Consider the following 21,747-nt stretch of genomic DNA (forward strand, 5'->3'; position numbering starts at 1 on the left):
GCTCTTCAGGCGGGCGCGCCGACGAAGTCGCGCAGCGCGAACAGCACTTCGTCGGGCGCCTCGCTCATCAGTGCGTGGCCGGCGTGCACGGTCACCACCTTGGCGTTGCGGGCCTTCCCCACCAGCGCCTTGGTGGCGCGCGGCGGCGTCATCTGGTCGGCGTCGCCGAGCAGGAACAGCACGGGGCACTGCACCGCTTCGATCGCCTTTTCGCCGTTCGCGTAGTCGTTGCAGGCCTTGAAGCCGATGTGGAACACGTTGGCGTCGCGGTTGCTCGCGAGCACGCGCCGCATCAGCGCGCGCGAGCTGCCGTACAGCCAGGTGCCGGGGCCGAGCGAGGAGGGCGGCGGCGCGAGCAGCGAATGCGAGAAGGTGTTGACCATTGCGATGGCGCGCTGCGGATCGTTGAGCGCGCCGTCGAGCAGCGCGGGCGACACGGCCATCGGGTAGGCCGTGCCCACCATAGCCAGATGGGTCACCCGTTCGGGCGCGCGCGAGGCGGCCTCGAGCGCGATCAGCGAGCCGAAGCTGTGGCCCACGAGTGCGGCCTTCTGCACGCCGGCCGCGTCGAGCAGCGCGAGCACGAACTGCGCCGCGTCTTCCACGCTGGCGGGCGGCGGGCCTTCGCTCTTGCAGTGGCCGGGCAGGTCGACGGCCAGCACGTTCCAGCCGTGGTTGGCGAACCAGCGGCTTTGCAGGATCCACACGCTGTGGTCGTTGAGCACGCCGTGGATGAACACCACGGTCGGCTTGTTCGCATCGAAAGCCTTGCCGCCGGTGTAGCAGTAGGTGGCGTGGCTGTTGACGGTGTAGTTCATGTCAGTTGCTCCACGGGGGCGTCTTGTTCTCGGCGCTGTTGTTCAGGGTGCGTGCACAGATCACCGGGTACTCCCCTCCGCGAATGTCCCCCGGCCTTCGGCCTCCTCCTTGATTTCGCTGCGGGGAGTACCCGATGCTCTGTGCACCAGGGCACGCTCTGGGTGCACCGCTGATCAACGACCGCTCCGCATAACGCTCCCGCTGATGGGGTGCCTTGCGCAGCGAAATAAAGGAGGAGCGCGAAGCGCGGGGGACATTCGCGGAGCAAGGTACCCCGTCGGCGGGAGCGCGCCCCGAACGACGGACAACACGACGCAAGGAAAAGCAAGCCCTCATGCCGAGACCCCCGCCTTTTCCGCAGCCTTGAGCGCACGCTTCAGGTCGTCGATCAGATCGGCCGGGTCCTCGAGCCCGATCGAAAGCCGGATCGTCCCTTGGGAAATTCCGGCCCCCGCCAGCGCCTCGTCGGTCATGCGGAAGTGCGTGGTGCTCGCCGGATGGATCACCAGGCTGCGGCAGTCGCCCACGTTCGCCAGATGGCTGAAGAGCTTCAGCGCCTCGATGAACGCCTTGCCCTGCGCGCGGCTGCCCTTGATGTCGAAGCTGAACACCGCGCCGGCGCCGCGTGCGCCGTGGCGCAACAGCTTCTGCGCCAGCGCATGGCTCGGGTGCGATTCGATCAGCGGATGGCCCACGCGCGACACGAAAGGGTGGCTCGCGAGGAACTCGACCACCTTCTGCGTGTTGTCGATGTGCCGCTCCATGCGCAGCGGCAGCGTCTCGATGCCCTGCAGGATCAGCCAGGCCGTGTGCGGGCTCATCGAGGCGCCGAAGTCGCGCAGCCCTTCGCGCCGGGCGCGCAGCAGGAACGCGCCCACCGTGCTTTCCTCGCTGAAGACCATGTTGTGAAAGCCGTCATAGGCCTGGGTCAGCTCGGCGAATTTGCCCGATTTTTCCCAGTCGAAGCTGCCGCCGTCGACCACCACCCCGCCAATCACCGTGCCATGGCCCGAGAGGAACTTGGTGGCCGAGTGGTAGACCAGGTCGGCCCCCCAGTCGAAGGGCTTGATGAGATAGGGCGAGGTGAGCGTGGAGTCGACCAGCAGCGGCACGCCGGCCGCGTGCGCGATGTCGCTCACCGCGGGAATGTCGAGCACGTCCAGGCCCGGGTTGCCCACGGTTTCGCCGAACACCAGCTTGGTTTCGGGCCGGATCGCGGCGCGCCAGCCGTCCAGGTCGCCGGGCTTCACGAAGGTGGTTTCGATGCCGAAGCGCCGCATCGTGTAGTGCAGCAGGTTCTGCGAGCCGCCGTAGAGCGCGGTGCTTGCCACGATGTGGGAGCCCGCGCCCATGAGCGTGGCGATCGACAGGTGCAGCGCGGCCTGGCCGCTGGCGGTGGCAATGGCGCCGATGCCGCCTTCGAGCGCCGAAACGCGCTGCTCGAGCACCGCGTTGGTCGGATTGCTGATGCGCGAGTAGACGTGGCCCGCGCGCTCCAGGTTGAAGAGCGCCGCCGCATGGTCGCTCGACTCGAAGACGAAGGAGGTGGTGAGGTGGATCGGCACCGCCCGCGCGCCGGTGGCGGGGTCGGGCGCGGCGCCGGCGTGCAGCGCCAGGGTGTCGAAGCCGGGGTCGGAGTAGCCGGGCATGGGAGCCTTTCTGGGTTCGTTCGCAATGCCCCGTTACGTCTGCTAATCATGCGCGCGCAACATGGGCGTGGGAGTCGGCGCCGATTGTGGGCTATATTCAAATCGGCACCGCCGCCGAGAACGATTTCCGAGAGGAGCACACGATGAAAGTCAGCGACATCCTTCGCGTCAAGGGCAACACGCTCTTCACCATCACGCCTGACGACCTGCTGGCCGAAGCCGTCAAGACCATGGCGGAAAAGGACATTGGCTCCCTGGTGGTCATGGAACACGGCGACCTGGTCGGCATGCTCACCTTCAGGGAAGTGATCCTGGCCATTGTCGACAACGGCGGCCAGGTGGGCGGCACGCTGGTGCGCAAGGCCATGGACGATGCGCCCGTGACCTGCACGCTCGAAACCGACCTCGACGAAATCCGCCGCATCATGCTGGAGCGCCACGCGCGCTACATGCCCGTGATGGACAAGCGCATGCTGATGGGCGTGATCAGCTTCTACGACGTGGCCAAGGCGGTGGTGGACAGCCAGAACTTCGAGAACAAGATGCTCAAGGCCTACATCCGCGACTGGCCCGAAGAGCAGTAGCCGGCCGCGCCCAGCTCCGGGCGGCGGGCTTATTCCTTGATATTGGCCGACTGCACGATCTTCTGGTTGCGGGCGTATTCGGCCTGGACGAACTGGCCGAACTGCTCGGGCGTGCCGCTGCCGGGCAGGGCGCCCTGTTCGTTGAGCTTGGCCTGCACCTGCTCCTCGGCGAGCACGGCATTCAATTCCTGGTTGAGGCGGGCCACGACGGCCGGCGGGGTGCGGGCGGGGGCGAAGATGCCGGTCCAGCTCACCATGTCGTAGCCCTTGAGGCCGGGCATCTCGTTGAAGGTGGGCACATTGGGCAGCGCGGCAAGGCGCTGGCTGCCGGTGATGCCGAGCGCCTTCAGGCGGCCGCCGCCCACATGCGGAATGGCGCTGGTGCTGACCAGCATCGCCAGGTCGACCTGGTTGCCGATCACGTCGGTGGCAATCTGGGCGCCGCCGCGGTAGGGCACATGGGTCACGAAGATGCCGCTGCGCTGCTTGAGCAGTTCCATCGCGAGTTGCAGCACCGTGCCCACGCCCGAGGTGGCGTAGTTGTAGGCGCCGGGCTTGGCCTTGGCGAGCTTGACGAAGTCGGCATAGGTGTTGGCGTCCAGGCCGGGCCGCGCCACCAGCACCATGGGCGCAGTGTTGAGCATCCCGACCGGCGCCAGGTCCTTGAGCGGATCGAACTTGAAGGCCGAGGGGTTGACCAGCCGCCCGATGGCGATGGCGCTGTCGGGCCCGACCACCAGCGTGTAGCCGTCGGGCGCCGCGTTCACGGCCTTGGCCACGCCGATGGCGCCGCCCGCGCCGCTCACGTTCTCGATCACCACCGACTGCTTCAGCCGCTCGCCCAGCCGCGTGGCGACGAGGCGCGCGTTGACGTCCACGCTGCCGCCCGCGGTGTAGGGAACGATCAGCGTGATCGGCTTGGCCGTTGGCCAGGCGCCCTGCGCGAGTGCCGCCATCGGCAGCATCGAGCAGAGGGTGGCGGCAAGAAGAAGGCGGCGGGGGTTGTTCATGGCGTGGTTCATTGCGGGTGGGCGGGATGCTGCGGCACCGGCGCAAGGCCGGCGCGCAGCGTGTCGAACTCGCGGCTCCATTGCGTGCGCCATGCGCGGCGCTGGGTATCGTCGATCCATGCGCCTTCGAGCCCGTTGTGCATGAAGCCGCGCAGCTCGTCCAGCCCGAAGCCGAAGTCGCGCGCCATCATCAGCCAGGCCTCGGTGGGCGTGACTTTGTGCAGCGTCGGGTCGTCGGTGTTGGGATGGATGCGCAGGCCCAGGCCGGGCATGCGGCGGATGGGATGGTCGAGCGCCCAGCGCTCCGGGGGCAGCGTGCGCAGGTAGTAGGAGTTGGTGGGCACCACGGTGAAGATCACGCCGCGCTCGGCGCACTGGCGCGCGAAATCGGGCTGGTCGACCACCGTGTAGCCGTGGTCGATGCGGTCGACCTGCAGCACGTCGAGCGCGGTGCGTACGTTGGTCCATGGCATGCCGAACTCGCCCGCATGCGCGGTGGCCTTGAGCCCCGCGCGCCGCGCCTCGGCATAGGCGCGCGCGAAGAGTTCGGGCGGCCGGTCGACTTCGCGGTAGTCGATGCCGATGCCGATCACCTCGTCGCAGCGGTGGGCCTTGACCCATTCCACCATCTCGACGGCGGCTTCCGGGCTGGCCTCGCGGTCGATCGCGGCGATGAGCCGGCCGGTGATGCCGAACTCCTGCTGCGCGTCATGGATCGCGCGGACGATCGCGCCCTGCGCCATCGGGTAGGCGATGCCGGAGGCGTGCACCGTGCCGGTGGGGTTCCAGAAGAACTCGGCATAGCGCACGTTGTGCGCCGCCGCGTCCTCGAGGTATTCGCGCGTCAGCTGGTAGAGGTCGCCGGGGCTGCGCACCAGCTGCGCATCGAGCGCGCGCAGCACGCGCAGCACGCCCACCGGTTTTTCGCCGCGCGTGTAGAAGCCTTCGATCTCCTCGGCCGCGAGCGGCGAGCCGGCGCGATGGTTGAGCTGCTTGAAGGTCTCGTGGCGCACCGTGCCGAACAGGTGGCAGTGCAGCTCCACCTTGGGAATCGCATGCAGCATCGATTCCAGCGTGAGGGGCGGCGGGGCGGGGCGGGTCATGCCGGCCAGTCTAGGCAAGGGCGCCTCATAAACAAAATTTTGAATTTCTATAATTTGATTCATTGAATAGATAACAGGAACGCCATGGCCTCCCTGCCGCTCCGGGCGCTCACGCTGCGCCAGCTTCAGTTCTTCTCTGTGCTGGTGGAAGAAGGGCACTTCGGCCGCGCGGCGCGCCGGCTGGCCATCACCCAGCCGGCGCTCAGCAACGCGATCAAGCAGATGGAAAAACTGCTCGGCGCCGAGCTGCTGACCCGTTCCACCCACCGCCTCGAGCTCACGCCGGTGGGCGCCGAGGTGCTGGCGCGCACCGATTTCCTGGTCAACACCTTCGAGGTGGCGCTGCGCGACATCGAGAGCACCGTGCAGCGCGGCCGGGCTTTCGTGCGCGTGGGCGTGATCCCGTCGGCCAGCGCGCGCGTGATGGCCGCGGCCAGCGAGTTCCTCCAGGCCGGCGCGCGCGAGCTCGAGATCGCCTGGCGCGATGCGCCTTCGACCACCTTGCTGGCCGAACTGCGCAGCGGCCAGCTCGACATGGCGGTGGCCGCCATCACCGAGCCGCCGGGCGGGCTGGCCTGCGTCGACCTGTTCCGCGATCCGCTGGTGCTGGTGGTGCGCCGCGGCCATGCGCTGGCGGCGGCCGGGGACGCGAGCTGGGAGGCCATCGGCAAGGAACGGCTGGTGCTGTTCGAGAGCGGCAGCATGCCGGCGCTCGGCAACCCGGCGCGCGCGCAGTTCGAGCAAGGCCCCGAGCCCTACCGCGTGAGCTATTCCGAAACGCTCTATGCGCTGGTGCGCAGTGGCCAGGCGCTGGGGCTGATGCCGCGGCTCTACACCACGCTGCTGCGCGACCCCGAACTGGTGGTGCTGCCGCTCTTGAAGCCGCGCGTCGAGCGCCGCGTGGTGCTGGCCTACCTGCCGGGGCCGATGCGCAACGTGGCGGCGCAGGAACTGATCGCGTTCCTGCGCGAGCGGCTGCCGCAGGCGGGCGAAGCGGCGGTGCGGCGCGTGGCCTCGAAGGAGCGGCGCAGCCGGCGCTGAAGCCGGGCGTCCGGCCGAAGGCTCAGTGCAGCTCGGCCGCGGCGTGGATGGTTTCGCGCACGCGCGGGTAGATCTGCGCGTTCCACTTGCTGCCGCTGAAAACGCCGTAGTGCCCCACGCCGGCCTGCAGGTGATGCACCTTGAGGTAGGGCCGGATGCCGGTGCAGAGGTCTTGCGCCGCCACCGTCTGGCCGACCGAGCAGATGTCGTCGCGCTCGCCTTCCACCGTGAGCAGCGCGGTGCGGCGGATGGCCGCCGGGTTCACCGTGCGGTCGCCCACGGTGAGCACGCCGCGCGGCAGGTCGTAGGTCTGGAACACGCGCTCCACGGTCTCCAGGTAGAACTCGGCCGGCAGGTCGTTCACCGCCAGGTACTCGTCGTAGAAGGTGCCGATGGTGCGGGCCTTCTCGGTGTCGCCCTCGACCAGGTGGCGGACCATGTCCTGGAACTGCTTCTTGTGGCGCTCGGGGTTCATGCTCAGGAAGGCCGAGAGCTGCAGGAAGCCCGGGTACACGCGCCGCATCATGCCGGCATGCGGCCATGGCACGTGGCTGATGAGGTTGCGGCGGAACCACTCGATCGGCTTGCTGTTGGCGAGCTCGTTCACCCCCGTGGGGTTGATGCGGCAATCGACCGGGCCGGCCATGAGCGTGAGGCTGCGCGGCGTGGCGGGGTTGTCGTCCTCGGCCATCAGCGCCGTGGCCGCCAGCGCGGACACGCAGGGCTGGCAGACCGCGACCATGTGCACGCCGGGACCGACGGCTTCGAGAAACCGGATGAGCTGCAGCGTGTAGTCGTCCAGGCTGAAGCCGCCATGCCACAGCGGCACGTCGCGCGCGTTGTGCCAGTCGGTCAGGTACACGTCGTGGTCGCGCAGCAGGGTGCGCACGGTTTCGCGCAGCAGCGTCGCGAAATGGCCCGACAGTGGTGCGACCAGCAGCACGGGCGGGTGCACGGCCTGCGTGTCCTTGCGGAAATGCAGCAGCGTGCCGAAGGGCGAGACCAGCGTTTTCTCCTCGTGCACCGGGGTTTCCACGCCATCGACCGGCACGCTGGCAATGCCGTAGTCGGGGCGCGAATGGGTCAGCCGCATGCGCGAAAACACCTCGAACTGCGCGGCCATGCGCCGCATCATGGTGCGGTCGGTGCCGTCCTTCCAGAGAGCCTGGCCGAGGTACTGGGCTGCGAGCCGGGAGGGCGAAAGCAGGTCGGCTTGGTTCTGGTAGGCCCGGTACAACATGAAAGTAGTACAGGCAAGTTGCGGGCCAAGCGGTGGCACAGGCCTTGCACGCCCCGTGGATGCCAACCGGCAGCAGGCAGTCCGCCAAGGAGATCCACGATGGCCAAACCCGTTCTCACGATCAGCAGCAAGAACTACGGCGCCTGGGCGCTGCGCGGCTGGCTGATGTGCAGGCTGGCCGGGCTCGACTTCAGCGAGAAGATCATTCCGCCCGACGACCCGGCCATGAAGGCCGAGATGCTGCTGCTCTCGTCGTCGATGCTGGTGCCCTCGCTGCAGCATGGCGGCGTCAAGGTGTGGGACACGCTGGCCATCGGCGAATACCTGAGCGAGATCAAGCCCAAGAGCGGGCTGCTGCCGGCCGATGCGGCGGCCCGCGCGCATTGCCGCGCCATCTGCGGCGAGATGCATTCGGGCTTTGCCTCGATGCGCGGCGCCTTGCCGATGAACATCAAGGCCCGCTTTCGCGGCTTCAAGATCTGGTCGCGCGCGCAGGCCGACATCGACCGCATCGTCGCCATCTGGCGCGAATGCCTCAAGACCTACGGCGGCCCCTTCCTGTTCGGCAAGCAGCCCGGCATGGCCGATGCGATGTATGCGCCGGTGGTCACGCGCTTCCTGAGCTACGACGTGCCGCTCGACAGCGTTTGCGCCGCCTACTGCAAGCGCGTGATGGACCTGCCCGCCATGCAGGAGTGGGTGGCCGCCGCGAAGGAAGAGCCCGAGGAAATCGACGAGCTCGACGCCGAGTTCTAGGCAGGTTTTCCGAGCGGGTTCTTCTTCAAGCCGGCGGCGGCCCGAAGCCCGCCTGCCGCAGCTTGCGCTCGATGCTCTGCGCCGCCTGCTGCAGGTCGGCCAAGTGCGCCGAGACGATCTCGCGCTCGGTCTTCACGGCCGGCAGCCACGCGCAACTCAGGCAGCCCACCACGAGCGTGTCCAGGCGCACCGGCACCGAGAGCGCGCCGAAGCGGTCGGGCGAGTCCATGCTCGTCGACGCGGGGTCGCGCACCACGTAGCCCTGGTCGCGCGCATGGGCCATCATGCGCCGGATGTTCTCGGGGCGGCGCGCCGCGCGGTCGGTGTCGCTGGGCGAGCGGGCCAGCGCCGCGAGAATCTCGCGCCGCTCCTCTTCGGGGCAGAACGACAGGTAGCAGCGCCCGAGCGACGACAGCAGCATGGGCGGCCTGAAACCCAGCGCCCGGTAGTTCACCGCCAGGCCATTGCGCGGCCGGTCCGTGTCCAGGATGAGCATGGCCGTGCCGTCGCGCACCCCCAGGTCGATGGGCCACGGCACCAGGCGCTGCAGCGTGGCGCGCGACTGCGCCGCCAGCGCCGACAGGCTTGCGCGCCATTGCACCACGGGCCCCGATTCGCCGGCGGCCGAGGCCGGCACGTAGCGCTTGTCGAGTTCGCTGCGCTCGGCCCATCCGGCCTGCTGCAGTGTCTTCAGGATGCGCAGCAGCGTGGCCTTCGAGAGGCCGGTCTGGCGATGCAGTTCCGACAGCGTGGCGGCCGACGAGCGCTGGATGGCCAGCATCACGTCGAGTCCGCGGCGCAGCGCATCGATCGATTTCACGCTTCGGGCGCCGGTGGTGTCGGACATGTGGAACTCCAGAAAAAGGTTCACCTGGTGAAACTATATCTTCTGGCTTCGGCAGCGTGTTCCTACAGTGCGTCGACCCCACCCGTCGTCCCACTGAAAAGGAAAACAGAGCATGAAGTTCACCCGTCGCGAAGCGGCCCGTGCCGCCGCCGCCATCGCCGCATCGAGCCTTGCCCTGCTGGCCGCCGGCGGCGCCATGGCGCAGGCCTGGCCGGCCAGGCCGATCACCATCGTCGTTTCCTATCCCGCGGGCGGCGACACCGATGCGGTCGCGCGCATCTATGCCGAGAAACTCTCGCTGCGCATCGGGCAGCCGGTGCTCGTGGACAACCGGCCCGGTGCCAGCGGCATGATCGGCAACGCCTGGGTCGCCAAGGCCGCACCGGACGGCTACACGCTGCTGTTCACCCCCAGCACCTTTCCGATCGCGCAGCATGTGCTGAAGGCCGGCCCCGGCGTGGCGCACGACGTGGTCAAGGATTTCACGCCCATCGTGAAGACCGGGAACATCCCGCTGCTGTTGGTGACCGCGCCGTCCACCGGCATCAGGAACGTGGCGCAGCTGGTGGCCGAGGCCCGGGCCGGCAAGGCGCTGAGCTACGGCACGCCGGGCGCGGGCTCGCCGATGCACATCGCGGGCGAGCTCTTCAACAAGGACGCCGGAACGCAGATTGCCCATGCGCCCTATCGCGGCGTGGCGCCGGTGGTGAACGATGCGCTCGGCGGACACGTGGGCGTGGGCTGGATCACGCCCGGCGCGGTGGCGGGCCACATCGCCAGCGGCAAGCTCGTTGCGCTGGCGGTGGCCGAGCGCCAGCGCACCAAGCTGATGCCCGGGGTGCCCACGCTGATCGAGCTTGGCTACAAGGACGTGGATGTCAGCGCCTGGATGGGCCTGCTGGGCCCCAAGGGCATGCCGGTGGAGCTGGTGCAGGCCCTGAACCGCCACTTCAACGAAGTGCTGAAGATGCCCGACGTGCAGGCCCGCATGGCTGCGCTCGGCATCGAGCCGATCGGCGGCGCGCCCTCGGTGCTGGCGCAGCAGATCGCGGACGACGACCAGCGCTTCGGCAAGCTGGTGAAGGAATTCGGCATCCGCGCCGAATGAGCAGGAACAAGGAGACAAGCACATGCTGAGCGAAGAGAAGAACCGCCTGCTGACCGAGGTCGGGCCGGGCAAGCCGATGGGCGACTACCTGCGCCGCTACTGGCACCCGGTGGCCGGAGCCAGCGAGTTCGACGACAAGGCCGTCAAGCCGCTGCGCATCCTGGGCGAGGACCTGGTGCTCTACAAGGACCTGGGCGGCAACTACGGGCTCGTGGACCGCCGCTGCCCGCATCGCAATGCCGACATGTCCTATGGCTTTGTCGAGCAATGCGGCTTGCGCTGCAGCTACCACGGCTGGCAGTACGACCAGAGCGGCCAGTGCGTGCACCAGCCCTTCGAGGAAACGCTGGACCCGGACGCGCGCATGCGCAGGAACACGAAGATCAAGGCCTACCCGGTGCAGGAAAAGGCCGGGCTGCTCTGGGCCTACATGGGGCCGCAGCCCGCACCGCTGCTGCCCGACTGGGAACTGTTCAACTTCAGGAACGGTTTTGCGCAGGCCGTGTTCGCAGAGATCCCCTGCAACTGGTTCCAGTGCCAGGAAAATTCCATCGACCCCGTGCATTTCGAGTGGACGCACAACAACTGGACCACGCGCCTGCAGGGCGACGAAGGCCCCTATGTGCCAACCCACCTGAAGCTCGCGTTCGATGAGTTCGAGCACGGCTTCGTCTACCGGCGGTTGCGCGGCGGCGAGAGCGAGGACAACGTGATGTGGACCACCGGCCGCGTCACGCTGTGGCCCAACGGCTTCTTCCTTGGCCACCACTTCGAATGGCGCGTGCCCATCGACGACCACAACACCCTGAGCGTGCTGTGGGTGCTGAGCCGCGTGCCGACCGAGCAGGAGCCCTACGTGCAGGAGCGCATTCCGTCGTGGTACGGCCCGATCAAGGATCCGGCCACCGGCCGCTGGATCACGAGCCACGTGGCCAACCAGGACTTCGTGGTCTGGGTGGGGCAGGGCACGGTCACCGACCGCACCCGCGAAAAGCTCGGCCAGAGCGACAAGGGCATCGTGATGATGCGCCGCCGCTTCTTCGAGGAACTGGAGGCGATGCAGGCCGATCCGGCGCACGAGCCCAAGGGCCTGATCCGCGACACCGCGATGAACCGCAACGTGCCGCTGCCTTCGGCCTGCCGCGACGAGATGCTCCATGGCCTGCCGCGCGCAGAGCTTGCCGCCCATCCGCTGCTGGGGCCCTACCTGAAGGACTTCTTCGGGCAGGCCGGGCAGCCCGAGCACGTGCGCGCGGCCTACGAACGCGCGATCGGCCAGAAGGTGGAGGGCGCAAAATTCTTCAAGGTGCACGGCAGCGCGGCGGAGCACCACACGCCGCAACCCACGAGCGAAGAGGAACAGGCGGGCTAGCTAGCGCCGGAACATCCGCAGGTCGAGCGGGTTCTCTTCGCCGAGCCACATCGCATGCGCCGTGTGGTCGGCAAAGTCGTCGCCCGTGACCCCGTGCACGAAGATGTCGAGGCCGTTGCGGTGCGCCTCGAGCCATTCGATCACCTGGTCGAACTCCGCCGCATCGAACGCCAGCTGGCAGCTCCAGCGCGTGTGGGGCCCCACCAGGCGTTCGTGCACGCGGCCGACCACCACCATCAGTTCGCGGCCCGCCTGTTCGCACAGCTGCCGGGCCTCGGCCACCGTGGCGGGGTCGAAGTAGACGTGGGCGTGGTATTGCGGATAGAGGTTTTCGGGGCGGCGCGGCATGGTCCGGTCATTGTGGCCCGTTCAGGCGGCGGCCGCTTCGGCCGTTTCGCTGCGCGCCTTGTAGAAGCGCAGGATGTGCTCGGAGAAGTCGCCCAGCAGGAACTGCGCCACGCGGTCGGCATACCAGTTGAAGCGCGTGCTCACGCGCCAGGACACATCGATGCGAAGCTCCGTGCCGCCCTCGCGCGGTGTCAGCGTGTAGGCCGAGTCGCGCAGGTCGAAATAGTGGCCGCCGATCACCACGTGGTCGTCCAGCGCGCCGGCGGGAAAGGAATCGGGCGAGAAGCGGTAGCGCCACTTCACGCGCTGCAGCGGCCGCCACTCGGTGATGATCTCGTCGAAGTGCACATCCTTTTGCCACTGCACCTTGCGCACGCGGCCTTCGGGCGTGTCTTGGGTCACGCCCGCCACCGGCATCGGCACGCCGATGCGGTAGGCCCAGGCATCGCCGACTTCGCTCGGGCGGATGCCCTGCGCATTGTTGAGTTCATGCCACACGCGTTCGGCGGGCGCGGCAATGAAGAGGGTGCGCGAGGTGCCCGAGACCTGCTCGGGGTTGGGCCACTGTGGCTCGACGGCGCCGAAGACCAGCGGCAGCAAGGCGAAGCTGTAGAGCGCAGGCCTGGGCCAGTCGGTCACGCGGCAGACGATGCCCATCGCGAGACCGCCGAGGCTGCCCATGACGCTGAAGAGCGGCACGATCACCACTGCGCAGATCATCCCTTCGATGAAGACCAGCAGCGTGCCGACGACGAACAGCGCGGTCGAGACCGACGGCGCCCAGATGTAGTAGCCCCAGCTGCGCCGCTCGATGCGCTCGGCCATGTAGACCGTGACCGCCCCGCACACGGCGGGCGCAAGGTAGATGAACGAACCCAGCATGGCCGAGAAGCGCTGGCCCGGCAGGCCGCTGAAGGCGATGCGCAGCACCAGCGCGGCTGCCGCGCCGGCGAGCAGCGGCCAGAACCACGCGAAGGGTATGGGGTGCCTGTGCGTGTCGCGCAACTTTGCGTCGGTGGGCGGCAGTTCAGCGGGCTTGGTTTGGCTGGATTCGGTGCTCATGAAAATTGCTTCTCCTCGGTGCGCGTGGCCGTCACCATGCAGTAGTCGAAATCGCGCCAGAAAAGGCCCAGCACCAGCGCGCAGTAGCTGGCCACGATATGCTTGCGGCGCCAGGGGCTGAGCCGCCCGCGCGCCTTCCAGAGTTCGGCCAGCGCGAAGCGCGTGGCCAGCACCGGGATGTGCAGCGCACTGGGCGCCACGCGCCAGCGCAGCGACCGCACCTCGATGTCGTCGAAGCCGTGGTCGCGCAGCGCGGCGACGAAATCGTCCCGCACCGCCAGCGTGGGCACGGCCCAGCTGTCGGCCCACAGGCGGTGCAGCCAGCCGGCGCTGCGGCCGGGCTTCTCGCGCAGCAGGAAGCCGTCGATCACCGCGAGCCGTGCACCGGGCTTCAGCAGGCGGGCCGCCTCGCGCACGAAATCGGCCTTGGCCGTGCCGCTCGCGTAGCAGGCGCTTTCCACGGCCCAGGCGCCATCGGCCTGTGCGGTGGGCAGGCCGGTGCGGGTGTAGTCGGCTTCGATGTGCGCCACGCGGTCGGCCACGCCGGCGCCGGCATCGAGCCGCACGGCGATGCGGTTCTGCACCGCCACGTTGGTGACCGTGACGGCAAACAGCGACGGATCGTCGCCCACCAGCGTGCGCGCGGTGGCGCCGGCGCCGCAGCCAAGGTCGACCACGCAGCGGCGCTGCGTGCTTTCGTGCGCCGGCCGGGGCTGGTCGAGCTTGAGCGCGCGGCCGACGGCGCGGTTCATTTCCACCAGCATGCCTTCGCGCCGCAGCGGGTTCAGCCCGAGCCGCCAGAAGCCGAAATGCATGTTGTAGCTGGGGCTCCATGCGCGGTAGTCGTCGGCCACCTCGGTGAAATAGTCCTGCGTGTCGGCCTTGGTGATGGAGACTTCGGGCGCCGTGGATGCCGGAGGCGCTGTGCGGGCGCCGGAGGGACGGAAATCGGGCTGGAAGACATTGGTCACGAGAGCTCCTTTTTTTCAGATCCGGCAATTGCCGTCGGCGCAGGTGCGGGATGAGCGCGGGGCCTTGCCCGCGAGCAGGGCCACCAGCCAGCGCGGCAGCCGGTAGCGGTTGCGCGCGAGCACCGCATAGGCGCGGTCGGCCAGCGGCGCGATGAGCGGCAGGTCGAGCAGCAGGCTGCCGCTTGGCAGCCCGACGGCATCGCGGCAGGCGCGGATGGCGGGAACGCCCACGAACAGCTGCCCTGCGGCGTCGACGGCGTGGATGGCGGTCATCAGCGCCTCGCGCGGTGCGGGGCCCGCGTCGAAACCGGCGGGTGAGCAGTCGACGACGTTCAGGCGGGCCGAGGCATCGCGCGCCTTCATTGCGTTCATTTCTGCCGCGCAAAGGACGCAGGTGGCATCGAAGTACACGGTCAGCGGGTAGGTGGCGATGGCGCGCATGAGTTTGTTTTCGTTGTTTCTGTCAAAACAGAAATGATGAGGCAAAAAAAAGAGCGGCTCAGATCATCGGCAGGCTGGCGTGGTGGGCATCGGGGTCGTCGCCATCCTTCTTGGGAGCCGCGGGTGTGGCCGCCGGCGCCGCATCGCCGCGAACGAACTTCTGCACGCTGGCCCCGAGCGTCAGCACCTTGTCGAGCGTGCCGGGCGAGAGCCGCAGCATCTCGTCGGCCCAGGTGGCGAGCTTGCTCATGAGGTCCATGGTGGAGCGGATGCGGTCCTGCGCATCGGCGGGCTCCTTCTGGAAGTCGGGGCTGGAGACGATCTCGCGCAGCACGCGGATGGTCGGGTCGAACTCGCGCTCCTTGCGCTCGCGCACCACGGTGCGGAACAGCTCCCAGACGTCGACGCTGGTTTCGAAATAGTCGCGCCGGTCGCCCAGGATGTGCGTCACGCGCACGAGGTTCCAGGCCTGCAGTTCCTTCAGGCTGTTGCTCACGTTGGAGCGGGCCACGCCCAGCGTGTCGGAGAGCTCTTCCGCATGCATGGGCTTGCCGTGTGCGAACAGCAGCGCATGGATCTGCGAGACCGTGCGGTTGACGCCCCACATGGAGCCCATTTCTCCCCAGTGGAGAACGAACTTGCGTTGGATGTCGGTGAGTTCCATGCCTCGGAGTCTAGGATTTTAGAAATTTCTGTCAATAGAGAAACTAAAAATCAGCTTGCCTGCGGAAAAGCTTTGGAATACTGTGTAAACATAAGGGGTATCCTTTTAGCTCCAGTGCGCCGCGATACTGGATGAATGTACAGATGTTAGCGATGTTCGCAGGGAAGCGCTACGCTCAAAGCCCAACGGCTCAAAACGGGCCAGGACAGTCATTCGCACCAATCTCCAAAGTGACCTGATGCCGCTTCAGTACCTTGCCTCATCCCTTGTCGGGCCCCTGTCACGTAACGAGCTTGATGAAATGAGGGGCATGTTCCGCGCCGATTTCCCCTCCTTTGAATTCGACTCGAGCTACCTCCAGCACATCGAGGAATTCAATGGTGGCAAGCCCTCAACGAAGTACTTCCGAACTCGAGATGGTCGGCTTGCGCCACCAGTTGAACGTTTTCTGCACTACACGGCCCGCGCGGACCTTGGAGATAAGCAGCTCGACTTCTTCAATGCCAACGTCTTCTGGTCTGCCCTGGAAGATCGCCTAGGATCGCTTTTGCCATTTGCAGTGCTCGCTAATAACGACGTGCTTTGCTTCGACTGTGGGTCGGGGAAATCGTCAGTTGTTCTGTGGAGTAACGAGCGGTCTGCAGAAGACGAACCGTCGTATGAGCGAATCGCGGATTCATTCGATGAGTTCTGCTCAGTACTCTCGGCGGTGGCTCCCGAGTAACCGCGTTGTAGCAGCGCAATGTCTGGAGTGACCCTTATGAGTCGCTCGACCGGATCACATCCGCATAGGTCACAGGGGCGGTGACCACGGCCTGCTGGAGCAGCCGATAGAACAGCATGCCGCGTGAGCCTGAAGTTCGGCGGTTGAAGCGAAAGACGAACTCGTCGAGGTAGGCATCCAGGTGCTCGGGCTGCACCGACCCGTGGTGCGTACCCAGGATCCAGCGCTTGACCAAGGCCGCCACGCGATGGACGCCAGCCATCGACACATGCGCCGGGACCTCTGAGCCGAGCATCACAGTGCGCTGGTGGTCGTAGCCCAAATCCTTCAGCGGCTTGTAGGCGCCCGCGCCATCGGTGCGTACCTGGGCGCCGGGCTCGATGCTCTCCTGAACGAACGGAATCAGGTACTGCGCTGAAGCCTTGGGAATGCGACGCAGCCGGATGCGGCCGAACCCCTTGGGCTCCAACAGTTCGACGGCCACGGCGACCAGCAGCTTCGAGGTACTGCGCTTGCGCCCGGTCTTGACGGGCGGGGCCTCGCGGTCGGTCAGCGCCATGTAGGTCTCGTCGACCTCGATCACGCCCTTGAGTTGATCCCGGCCGGGGCGAACCATCGCGCGGCGGAACCGGTGCAGCATCGTCCAGGCGGTCTGGTAGCTGCCCAGACCGAGCACGCGCTGCAGGCCCAAGGCGCTGACGCCTTGCTTCTGGTTGGTCAGATACCAAGCAGCGGCCAGCCACACGCGCAGCGGCGTGCGGGTCTTGTCGAAGATCGTGCCGGCGGTCACCGTGGTCTGGTGCTGGCAGGCACGGCACATCAACCGGGTGCGGCTGGCGCGGTACGCCTCGCCAATGCTCCCGCACTTCGGACAGACGAACCCATCGCCCCAACGCAGCCGCTCCAAGTAGGCGAGGCAGTCGTCCTCGGTGGAAAACCAGTCGAGGAATTCGTTCCAGGTCTGGGGGTAGTCCTGGCCCGCTGTCGGCGCTAATATCTGTACATCCATCCAGTAGTCTTACGGTTGCTGGAGCTAAGAGGATACCCCTTGTAAACATACAGTATTTGAGAGAAAGGACCTGCCATGCCGGCCGCCCGGATTCCCATCCATGCCATCAAGGGCCGCGGCGCGGCCACGCACCTGGCGCACCGCTTTTCGCGCGACGAGCGCAATGCCTTCGACGACGGCTGGGGCACGCTCGAAGAAGGCGCGGCCGAAGCCGACGACCTGCCGCCGCTTGCCACCGAAGTGCGCTTCGAGGACGTGAAGTCGGTGCTCAACGAAAACGACTCGCCCGATATTTCCTTCGACCGCTCGCTCAACCCGTACCGCGGCTGCGAGCACGGCTGCATCTACTGCTTTGCACGGCCCACGCACAGCTACCTCAATCTCTCGCCGGGGCTCGACTTCGAAACCAGGCTCATCGCCAAGCGCAACATCGTCGAGGTGCTGCGCGCCGAACTCGGCCGCAGGAGCTACCGGCCCAGCCACATCGCGATCGGCACCGCCACCGATTGCTACCAGCCCATCGAACGTGAACTGCGGCTCACCCGCTCGGTGATCGAGCTGCTGAAGGAAACGCGGCATCCGTTTGCGCTGGTCACCAAGTCGAGCGCGGTGGAGCGCGACCTCGACCTGATCGCGCCCATGGCCGCCGAGCACCTGGCCGCGGTGTACATCACCGTGACCACGCTCGACGGCGAGCTGGCCCGCAAGCTGGAGCCGCGCGCCGCCGCGCCGCACCGGCGGCTGCGCACCATACGCACGCTGGCCGAGGCGGGCGTGCCGGTGGGCGTGAGCGTGGCGCCGCAGATTCCTTTCGTCAACGAAGACATGGAACAGGTGCTCGAAGCCGCCTGGGCCGCCGGTGCGCGCAACGCCTTCTACACGGTGATCCGGCTGCCCTGGGAGGTGGCGCCGCTCTTCAAGCAATGGCTCGAGCTGCACTACCCGCAGCGCGCCGACCGCATCATGGCGCGCATCCACGAAATGCGCGGCGGCAAGGACTACGACGCCGACTTCGCCACGCGCATGAAGGGCTCCGGCCTCTGGGCCGACCTGATCCGCCAGCGCTTCGAGAAGGCGGCGAACCGCATCGGCTTCAACCGCGAGCGCATTGCGCTCGACCTCGGCGCGTTCCGGCCGCCTGGGGCAGCGGGACAGGGCAGCCTGTTCTAGGATGGGCCGCGGCGGTGGCGCCTGTCCCGACGGAAGGCGGATTCAAGTCCCGCCGATGCGCGGAGAAATACCCCCGCGGTTTCACCAGGAAGGGTATGTATGAACGGGCCGTCGCTGGTCGCGATGGGTGTTTCGGGCTGCAGCAAATCGAGCCTCGGCGCCGCGCTGCGCGACCGAGCCGCTGGAGTCACCGGTCGGGCAAGTGAAGGCCTGGTTGCCGGCGGCCTGATTTGCAAGAGGGGTCAGCCGATGACTTCCGGCCAGTTGGTATGGAAGAACTCGCCGGCCGGCTTGTCCACGCGCTCGTAGGTGTGGGCCCCGAAGAAGTCCCGCTGCGCCTGCAGCAGGTTCGCGGGCAGCCGCTCGGTGCGGTAGCTGTCGTAGTAGGCCAGCGAGGCGCTGAACGCCGGCACCGGAATGCCGTTGCCCACCGCCAGCGCCACCACCTCGCGCCAGTTTTGCTGCGTGCGGTTGAGCAGGTCCTTGAAGAAGGGGTCGAGCATCAGGTTGCCCAGTGACGGGTCGGCGCGGTAGGCGTCGGTGATGCGGTTCAGGAAGCGCGCGCGGATGATGCAGCCGCCGCGCCAGATGGCCGCGATGCCGCCGAGGTCGAGCTTCCATTCCTTCTTCTCGCCCATGGTCTGGATCAGGTCGAAGCCCTGCGTGTAGCTGACCACCTTCGAGGCATAGAGCGCGTCGTGCACCTTGGCCACCAGCGCCTTCTTGTCGAGCGAGAGGTCGATCTTCGGCCCCTGCAGCAGCTTGCTGGCCGCCACGCGCGCTGTCTTCTGCGACGACAGCACGCGCGCCTCCACGGCGGCGTTGATGGTGCTGATGACCACCGCGTTCTCGGCCGCGTTGACCAGCGTCCACTGGCCGGTGCCCTTCTGGCCGGCCTTGTCGAGAATGAGCTCGACGATCGGCTGGCCGGTCTCCGGGTCTTTCTGCTCGAGCGCCTTGGCGGTGATCTGGATCAGGTAGCTCTGCAGCTCGCCCTCGTTCCATTCGTTGAAGACCGCGGCCATCTCGTCGGTGCTGAAGCCGGCCGCCTTGAACAGGCTGTAGGCCTCGCAGATCAGCTGCATGTCGCCGTACTCGATGCCGTTGTGCACCATCTTCACGTAGTGGCCCGCGCCGCCGGGGCCGATGTGGATCACGCAGGGCTCGCCGTCGACCTTGGCCGCGATGCTCTCGAAGATCGGCTTCATCACTTCCCAGGTGGAAAGCGGTCCGCCCGGCATGATCGACGGACCCTTGCGCGCGCCTTCCTCGCCGCCCGAGACGCCGGCGCCGATGAAGCGCAGGCCCTTGGTGGCAAGGTACGCGTCGCGGCGCTCGGTGTCGGTGTAGAGGCTGTTGCCGCCGTCGATCACGATGTCGTCCTTGTCGAGCAGCGGGATCAGCTGCTCGATGACCTGGTCGACCGGCGCGCCGGCCTTCACCATGATCTGGATCTTGCGCGGCCGTGCCAGGCTCTGCACGAACTCTTCCAGCGTCTTCGCGCCGACCAGCTTCTTGCCGGGATTGGCGGCCACGAAGGCCTCGGTGGTGGCTTCGGTGCGGTTGTACACGCTGACCTGGAAGCCGCGGCCTTCCACGTTCAGCACCAGGTTCTGGCCCATCACGGCCAGGCCGATCAATCCGAAATCGCTCTTGTTGTTGCTCATGGCCCTTCTTTCGTCTGCGGTGGATGTGATGGGCATTGTGCCGGGGGCGCCGGCGCGCTGCCGTGGGAGGGCATCTATACCCGCTTGGCAAGCGCGCGCGGCTTGGGTATGTTGGCGCGATGAACGCAAATGCCTCGCCCGCGGTCCACACCTGGTCCACCGACGCCGTGCCCCCGGCGCAGCGGCTGGACTACTGGATCGGCGCGGTGTGCGAAGGCTTTCTCGAAATGGACGTGACCAGCTCCCTGGCCGGCAGCTTCGGCGCCACGCTCGAATCCGCACCGCTGGGCGCCATCGGCGTGAACCGGGTCCGCGGCAGCGCGCAGGACGTGTACCGCAGGCGCCGGGCCATTGCCCAGAGCCGCAGCAACTACTACTACCTGCTGTGCAAGACCGATTCGCCCTGGGTCGCCGTGCAGGACGGCCGCTCGGCGCGCATGCTGCCGGGCGACCTGGTGCTGGTCGATTCGCGGCGCTGCTATGAACTTCAGAGCGGCTGAACCCGCATCCCTACCGCACCTTCACCGACAAGATCCGGCTGCGCGAGCCGCTGGCGGCGCTGCAGATCGGCAAGTCGTACCTCAACTGCCTGCAGGACACGGCCATGCCGCACGGCTTGCCGTGGCATCCGCGCCTGTCGGAGCGGCTCGGGTTGTTCAGGCTGGTGGAGTGCCCCGGCAGCCACGAGATGTTCTTCTCGAACCCGAAGCGCCTGGCGCAGGCGATCCTGGAGGCGGGGCGGGACTAGGGCTTGCCGAACAGCGCATCGAACACGCGGATCGATGCATAGGCGTCGTTGGCCGCGTAGCGCATCTGCGCTTCGGTCAGCTGCCTGTTGGCCCAGTTCGAGGTGGTCGCCTTGCGCGACTTGACGAAGCGCTGGTTGAAGACCAGCGCCACGGCCGCCTTCACGCCGACCGACTTGCGGTAGCCGCGGTGGCGGAACTCGCTGTCGATGTCGAACACCGCCTTCGGCTCGATGTTGAGGCGGTTGCGTATCAGCGTGAGATCGGTCGAAAGGCCGAAGCCGACCTTGCGCAGTTCGGTGGAAGCAATCAGCGTTGCGACCACCGGATTGCATTCGGTGCGGTGCAGCTGGAACAGCCAGGCCGTTTCGCGCGTGGCGAACTGCACCACGTGCGGGCCGCCCGAGACCTCGTTCTTCGCGAAGGTGGGCTTGGATTCGGTGTCGAAGCCGGCCACGCCGGCGGCCAGCAATTCGGCGGCGGCATGTTCGGCGTCCTGCAGCGTGGAGACGACCACGATGTCTTTCAGGCCCAGGCCCTCGAAGGGTTCGAGCAGCGCGATCTGCTCGCGTTCGGGGAGGGGCGGCAATGCGGGAGGGTTGTCGCTCACGAGGAGGCTGCTTTCTTTTTCTTCTTCACCGGGGCTTTCCTGGCGGTTTTCTTCTTCGGCGGCTGGCCCGAACGCAGGGCGGCTTCGTAGGCGCGGCGGCCCCAGAGCGCGGCTTCCTCGCGGTCTTCGAAAAGATCGGCCGGCGCGAGCCGGTACGACATCGGCATGGCCTTGCCTTCGCGCACATAGGTGAAGGGCGGCAGGTTCAGCTTGTCGAAATGCTCGGCGCTGCCGGCATCGGACTTGAGGTAGAGCGTGTCCTTGGCAACAAGCGCGATCATGCGGCCCTCATGCCACACGCCGTGGCCGCCGAACATGCGGCGGGTTTCGATGCGGCCGAGGCGCTCGAAAACTTCGTGCAGGCTTTGTACGAATTCGCTCATCGGGCAGGCTTTGCGCGGTTCATGCGGTGATCTCGATGCGGTTGCCGTCGGGGTCGAGCACCACGCTCTCGTAGTAGCCATCGCCAGTGCGGCGCGGGCCGTCGAGCAGCGGGTAGCCGTCCGACTTGAGCCGCTGCGTCAGTGCGTCGACGGCAGCCTCCGAACCCACGCTGATGGCCAGGTGCGTCCAGCCCATGCGCTGGGCGCCGGGTTCGGCGGGCACCGGCGAGAGCGTGCGGGTGGTCATGGCCTCGATGCGCGCGCCGTCGCCCAGGCTCAGGAAGCAAGAGGCAAAGCCCTTGGCCGGATTGGCATAGCCCGCCCCGGCCGTGGCGCCGAAGTATTCGACGTAGAAGCGCTTGCAGCGTTCGAGATCGGTGGTCCAGAGGGCGATGTGATCGATGCGCATGGAGAAAGGGCAGG

Annotated in this window: 24 protein-coding genes and 1 pseudogene; 9 read left to right on the plus strand and 16 right to left on the minus strand. The window is 67.2% G+C overall.

Annotation, left to right across the window (positions count from 1 at the left end):
* Positions 1-5: 5 nt before the first annotated feature.
* The gene (locus ACAM58_RS08590; RefSeq protein ID WP_369664310.1) at positions 6-818 is read right to left on the minus strand and encodes an alpha/beta fold hydrolase; all 813 of its coding nucleotides are present in this window, start codon (positions 816-818) and stop codon (positions 6-8) included.
* Positions 819-1,151: 333 nt separating this feature from the next.
* Positions 1,152-2,468, minus strand: coding sequence for an O-acetylhomoserine aminocarboxypropyltransferase (locus ACAM58_RS08595; protein ID WP_018903059.1), 1,317 nt, complete (start codon positions 2,466-2,468; stop codon positions 1,152-1,154).
* A 143-nt stretch (positions 2,469-2,611) separates the two neighbouring features.
* On the opposite strand from ACAM58_RS08595, the gene ACAM58_RS08600 reads away from it, so the two are divergent.
* Positions 2,612-3,052: a CBS domain-containing protein gene (locus tag ACAM58_RS08600; RefSeq protein WP_012746821.1), complete on the plus strand. Its 441-nt coding sequence runs from the start codon at positions 2,612-2,614 to the stop codon at positions 3,050-3,052.
* 29 nt (positions 3,053-3,081) lie between these two features.
* On the opposite strand, the gene ACAM58_RS08605 is transcribed toward ACAM58_RS08600, so the two are convergent.
* Together ACAM58_RS08605 and add are read right to left on the minus strand one after the other, a co-directional pair.
* Complete coding sequence (locus ACAM58_RS08605; protein ID WP_020610557.1) at positions 3,082-4,062, minus strand: tripartite tricarboxylate transporter substrate binding protein; 981 nt, start codon at positions 4,060-4,062, stop codon at positions 3,082-3,084.
* 8 nt (positions 4,063-4,070) lie between these two features.
* Positions 4,071-5,165 (minus strand): adenosine deaminase, encoded by a 1,095-nt coding sequence (add, locus tag ACAM58_RS08610; protein WP_174545051.1) that lies wholly within the window; start codon positions 5,163-5,165, stop codon positions 4,071-4,073.
* An 84-nt stretch (positions 5,166-5,249) separates the two neighbouring features.
* Between add and ACAM58_RS08615 the strand changes: the two genes are divergently transcribed.
* Positions 5,250-6,206 (plus strand): LysR family transcriptional regulator, encoded by a 957-nt coding sequence (locus tag ACAM58_RS08615; RefSeq protein ID WP_012746824.1) that lies wholly within the window; start codon positions 5,250-5,252, stop codon positions 6,204-6,206.
* Between the two features lie 22 nt (positions 6,207-6,228).
* On the opposite strand, the gene ACAM58_RS08620 is transcribed toward ACAM58_RS08615, so the two are convergent.
* Entirely contained in the window at positions 6,229-7,446 is a 1,218-nt protein-coding gene (locus ACAM58_RS08620) for a polyhydroxyalkanoate depolymerase (protein WP_369664311.1), read from the minus strand.
* A 99-nt stretch (positions 7,447-7,545) separates the two neighbouring features.
* Here ACAM58_RS08620 and ACAM58_RS08625 point away from each other — a divergent pair, with 99 nt between their 5' ends.
* Entirely contained in the window at positions 7,546-8,202 is a 657-nt protein-coding gene (locus ACAM58_RS08625) for a glutathione S-transferase (RefSeq protein WP_369664312.1), read from the plus strand.
* Positions 8,203-8,227: 25 nt separating this feature from the next.
* Here ACAM58_RS08625 and ACAM58_RS08630 read toward each other — a convergent pair whose 3' ends face one another.
* Entirely contained in the window at positions 8,228-9,049 is an 822-nt protein-coding gene (locus ACAM58_RS08630; protein WP_369664313.1) for an IclR family transcriptional regulator C-terminal domain-containing protein, read from the minus strand.
* A 112-nt stretch (positions 9,050-9,161) separates the two neighbouring features.
* Here ACAM58_RS08630 and ACAM58_RS08635 point away from each other — a divergent pair, with 112 nt between their 5' ends.
* The gene (locus ACAM58_RS08635; RefSeq protein ID WP_369664314.1) at positions 9,162-10,157 is read left to right on the plus strand and encodes a Bug family tripartite tricarboxylate transporter substrate binding protein; all 996 of its coding nucleotides are present in this window, start codon (positions 9,162-9,164) and stop codon (positions 10,155-10,157) included.
* 22 nt (positions 10,158-10,179) lie between these two features.
* A complete protein-coding gene (locus ACAM58_RS08640; protein WP_369664315.1) occupies positions 10,180-11,529 on the plus strand; it encodes a Rieske 2Fe-2S domain-containing protein in 1,350 nt (449 codons plus the stop codon).
* Here ACAM58_RS08640 and ACAM58_RS08645 read toward each other — a convergent pair whose 3' ends face one another.
* Genes ACAM58_RS08645 through ACAM58_RS08665 form a run of 5 tightly spaced genes read right to left on the minus strand, consistent with a single transcriptional unit; the run spans position 11,530 to position 15,015 of the window.
* A complete protein-coding gene (locus ACAM58_RS08645; RefSeq protein ID WP_012746830.1) occupies positions 11,530-11,877 on the minus strand; it encodes a DOPA 4,5-dioxygenase family protein in 348 nt (115 codons plus the stop codon).
* 21 nt (positions 11,878-11,898) lie between these two features.
* Positions 11,899-12,939: an SRPBCC domain-containing protein gene (locus tag ACAM58_RS08650; protein ID WP_369664316.1), complete on the minus strand. Its 1,041-nt coding sequence runs from the start codon at positions 12,937-12,939 to the stop codon at positions 11,899-11,901.
* The gene (locus tag ACAM58_RS08655) at positions 12,936-13,910 is read right to left on the minus strand and encodes a cyclopropane-fatty-acyl-phospholipid synthase family protein (RefSeq protein WP_369664317.1); all 975 of its coding nucleotides are present in this window, start codon (positions 13,908-13,910) and stop codon (positions 12,936-12,938) included. Before ACAM58_RS08655 ends, ACAM58_RS08650 begins: the two co-directional genes overlap by 4 nt.
* A gap of 15 nt (positions 13,911-13,925) precedes the next feature.
* On the minus strand, positions 13,926-14,351 hold the full coding sequence (locus ACAM58_RS08660) for a thiol-disulfide oxidoreductase DCC family protein (protein ID WP_369664318.1): 426 nt from the start codon (positions 14,349-14,351) through the stop codon (positions 13,926-13,928).
* Between the two features lie 58 nt (positions 14,352-14,409).
* Positions 14,410-15,015 (minus strand): GbsR/MarR family transcriptional regulator, encoded by a 606-nt coding sequence (locus ACAM58_RS08665; RefSeq protein WP_012746834.1) that lies wholly within the window; start codon positions 15,013-15,015, stop codon positions 14,410-14,412.
* Between the two features lie 238 nt (positions 15,016-15,253).
* Between ACAM58_RS08665 and ACAM58_RS08670 the strand changes: the two genes are divergently transcribed.
* Positions 15,254-15,739 carry an SMI1/KNR4 family protein gene (locus tag ACAM58_RS08670; RefSeq protein WP_080642529.1) on the plus strand — a complete coding sequence of 162 codons (486 nt, stop codon included), beginning with the start codon at positions 15,254-15,256 and terminating at the stop codon, positions 15,737-15,739.
* A gap of 34 nt (positions 15,740-15,773) precedes the next feature.
* On the opposite strand, the gene ACAM58_RS08675 is transcribed toward ACAM58_RS08670, so the two are convergent.
* On the minus strand, positions 15,774-16,748 hold the full coding sequence (locus ACAM58_RS08675) for an IS1595 family transposase (RefSeq protein ID WP_369664319.1): 975 nt from the start codon (positions 16,746-16,748) through the stop codon (positions 15,774-15,776).
* Positions 16,749-16,823: 75 nt separating this feature from the next.
* Here ACAM58_RS08675 and ACAM58_RS08680 point away from each other — a divergent pair, with 75 nt between their 5' ends.
* Entirely contained in the window at positions 16,824-17,918 is a 1,095-nt protein-coding gene (locus tag ACAM58_RS08680; protein ID WP_369664320.1) for a PA0069 family radical SAM protein, read from the plus strand.
* Between the two features lie 242 nt (positions 17,919-18,160).
* Here the strand turns inward: ACAM58_RS08680 and gnd are convergent, their stop codons facing one another.
* The gene (gnd, locus tag ACAM58_RS08685) at positions 18,161-19,585 is read right to left on the minus strand and encodes a decarboxylating NADP(+)-dependent phosphogluconate dehydrogenase (RefSeq protein ID WP_369664321.1); all 1,425 of its coding nucleotides are present in this window, start codon (positions 19,583-19,585) and stop codon (positions 18,161-18,163) included.
* Positions 19,586-19,812: 227 nt separating this feature from the next.
* Here gnd and ACAM58_RS08690 point away from each other — a divergent pair, with 227 nt between their 5' ends.
* Positions 19,813-20,085: a hypothetical protein gene (locus tag ACAM58_RS08690; RefSeq protein WP_369664479.1), complete on the plus strand. Its 273-nt coding sequence runs from the start codon at positions 19,813-19,815 to the stop codon at positions 20,083-20,085.
* Positions 20,076-20,333, plus strand: a pseudogene (locus ACAM58_RS08695) (alpha/beta hydrolase); the annotation flags it as partial. The gene ACAM58_RS08690 and the pseudogene ACAM58_RS08695, both read left to right, overlap by 10 nt.
* Here ACAM58_RS08695 and ACAM58_RS08700 read toward each other — a convergent pair.
* The 3 genes from ACAM58_RS08700 to ACAM58_RS08710 are packed head-to-tail and all read right to left on the minus strand — an operon-like array spanning position 20,330 to position 21,733.
* Positions 20,330-20,941, minus strand: a complete 612-nt coding sequence (locus ACAM58_RS08700) for a 3'-5' exonuclease (RefSeq protein ID WP_278879184.1) — start codon at positions 20,939-20,941, stop codon at positions 20,330-20,332. The pseudogene ACAM58_RS08695 and the gene ACAM58_RS08700 sit on opposite strands and share 4 nt — an antisense overlap.
* On the minus strand, positions 20,938-21,324 hold the full coding sequence (locus ACAM58_RS08705) for a TfoX/Sxy family protein (RefSeq protein ID WP_369664322.1): 387 nt from the start codon (positions 21,322-21,324) through the stop codon (positions 20,938-20,940). The genes ACAM58_RS08700 and ACAM58_RS08705 overlap by 4 nt, the downstream gene beginning before the upstream one ends.
* Before the next feature lie 19 nt (positions 21,325-21,343).
* Positions 21,344-21,733 carry a VOC family protein gene (locus ACAM58_RS08710; RefSeq protein ID WP_369664323.1) on the minus strand — a complete coding sequence of 130 codons (390 nt, stop codon included), beginning with the start codon at positions 21,731-21,733 and terminating at the stop codon, positions 21,344-21,346.
* Between the last annotated feature and the right edge of the window lie 14 nt (positions 21,734-21,747).

The sequence above is a fragment of the Variovorax sp. V116 genome, from assembly GCF_041154435.1.
Taxonomy (GTDB): domain Bacteria; phylum Pseudomonadota; class Gammaproteobacteria; order Burkholderiales; family Burkholderiaceae_C; genus Variovorax; species Variovorax paradoxus.

Bases quoted from the DNA above. Each gene is read 5' to 3' on its own strand.
- ACAM58_RS08650 (WP_369664316.1), bottom strand. From the start codon at position 12,939: ATGAGCACCGAATCCAGCCAAACCAAGCCCGCTGAACTGCCGCCCACC.
- ACAM58_RS08690 (WP_369664479.1), top strand. From the start codon at position 19,813: ATGGACGTGACCAGCTCCCTGGCCGGCAGCTTCGGCGCCACGCTCGAA.
- ACAM58_RS08640 (WP_369664315.1), top strand. From the start codon at position 10,180: ATGCTGAGCGAAGAGAAGAACCGCCTGCTGACCGAGGTCGGGCCGGGC.
- ACAM58_RS08635 (WP_369664314.1), top strand. From the start codon at position 9,162: ATGAAGTTCACCCGTCGCGAAGCGGCCCGTGCCGCCGCCGCCATCGCC.
- ACAM58_RS08630 (WP_369664313.1), bottom strand. From the start codon at position 9,049: ATGTCCGACACCACCGGCGCCCGAAGCGTGAAATCGATCGATGCGCTG.
- ACAM58_RS08645 (WP_012746830.1), bottom strand. From the start codon at position 11,877: ATGCCGCGCCGCCCCGAAAACCTCTATCCGCAATACCACGCCCACGTC.
- ACAM58_RS08625 (WP_369664312.1), top strand. From the start codon at position 7,546: ATGGCCAAACCCGTTCTCACGATCAGCAGCAAGAACTACGGCGCCTGG.
- ACAM58_RS08665 (WP_012746834.1), bottom strand. From the start codon at position 15,015: ATGGAACTCACCGACATCCAACGCAAGTTCGTTCTCCACTGGGGAGAA.
- ACAM58_RS08670 (WP_080642529.1), top strand. From the start codon at position 15,254: ATGCCGCTTCAGTACCTTGCCTCATCCCTTGTCGGGCCCCTGTCACGT.
- ACAM58_RS08615 (WP_012746824.1), top strand. From the start codon at position 5,250: ATGGCCTCCCTGCCGCTCCGGGCGCTCACGCTGCGCCAGCTTCAGTTC.
- ACAM58_RS08705 (WP_369664322.1), bottom strand. From the start codon at position 21,324: ATGAGCGAATTCGTACAAAGCCTGCACGAAGTTTTCGAGCGCCTCGGC.
- ACAM58_RS08590 (WP_369664310.1), bottom strand. From the start codon at position 818: ATGAACTACACCGTCAACAGCCACGCCACCTACTGCTACACCGGCGGC.
- ACAM58_RS08710 (WP_369664323.1), bottom strand. From the start codon at position 21,733: ATGCGCATCGATCACATCGCCCTCTGGACCACCGATCTCGAACGCTGC.
- add (WP_174545051.1), bottom strand. From the start codon at position 5,165: ATGACCCGCCCCGCCCCGCCGCCCCTCACGCTGGAATCGATGCTGCAT.
- gnd (WP_369664321.1), bottom strand. From the start codon at position 19,585: ATGAGCAACAACAAGAGCGATTTCGGATTGATCGGCCTGGCCGTGATG.
- ACAM58_RS08675 (WP_369664319.1), bottom strand. From the start codon at position 16,748: ATGGATGTACAGATATTAGCGCCGACAGCGGGCCAGGACTACCCCCAG.
- ACAM58_RS08680 (WP_369664320.1), top strand. From the start codon at position 16,824: ATGCCGGCCGCCCGGATTCCCATCCATGCCATCAAGGGCCGCGGCGCG.
- ACAM58_RS08605 (WP_020610557.1), bottom strand. From the start codon at position 4,062: ATGAACAACCCCCGCCGCCTTCTTCTTGCCGCCACCCTCTGCTCGATG.
- ACAM58_RS08620 (WP_369664311.1), bottom strand. From the start codon at position 7,446: ATGTTGTACCGGGCCTACCAGAACCAAGCCGACCTGCTTTCGCCCTCC.
- ACAM58_RS08600 (WP_012746821.1), top strand. From the start codon at position 2,612: ATGAAAGTCAGCGACATCCTTCGCGTCAAGGGCAACACGCTCTTCACC.
- ACAM58_RS08660 (WP_369664318.1), bottom strand. From the start codon at position 14,351: ATGCGCGCCATCGCCACCTACCCGCTGACCGTGTACTTCGATGCCACC.
- ACAM58_RS08595 (WP_018903059.1), bottom strand. From the start codon at position 2,468: ATGCCCGGCTACTCCGACCCCGGCTTCGACACCCTGGCGCTGCACGCC.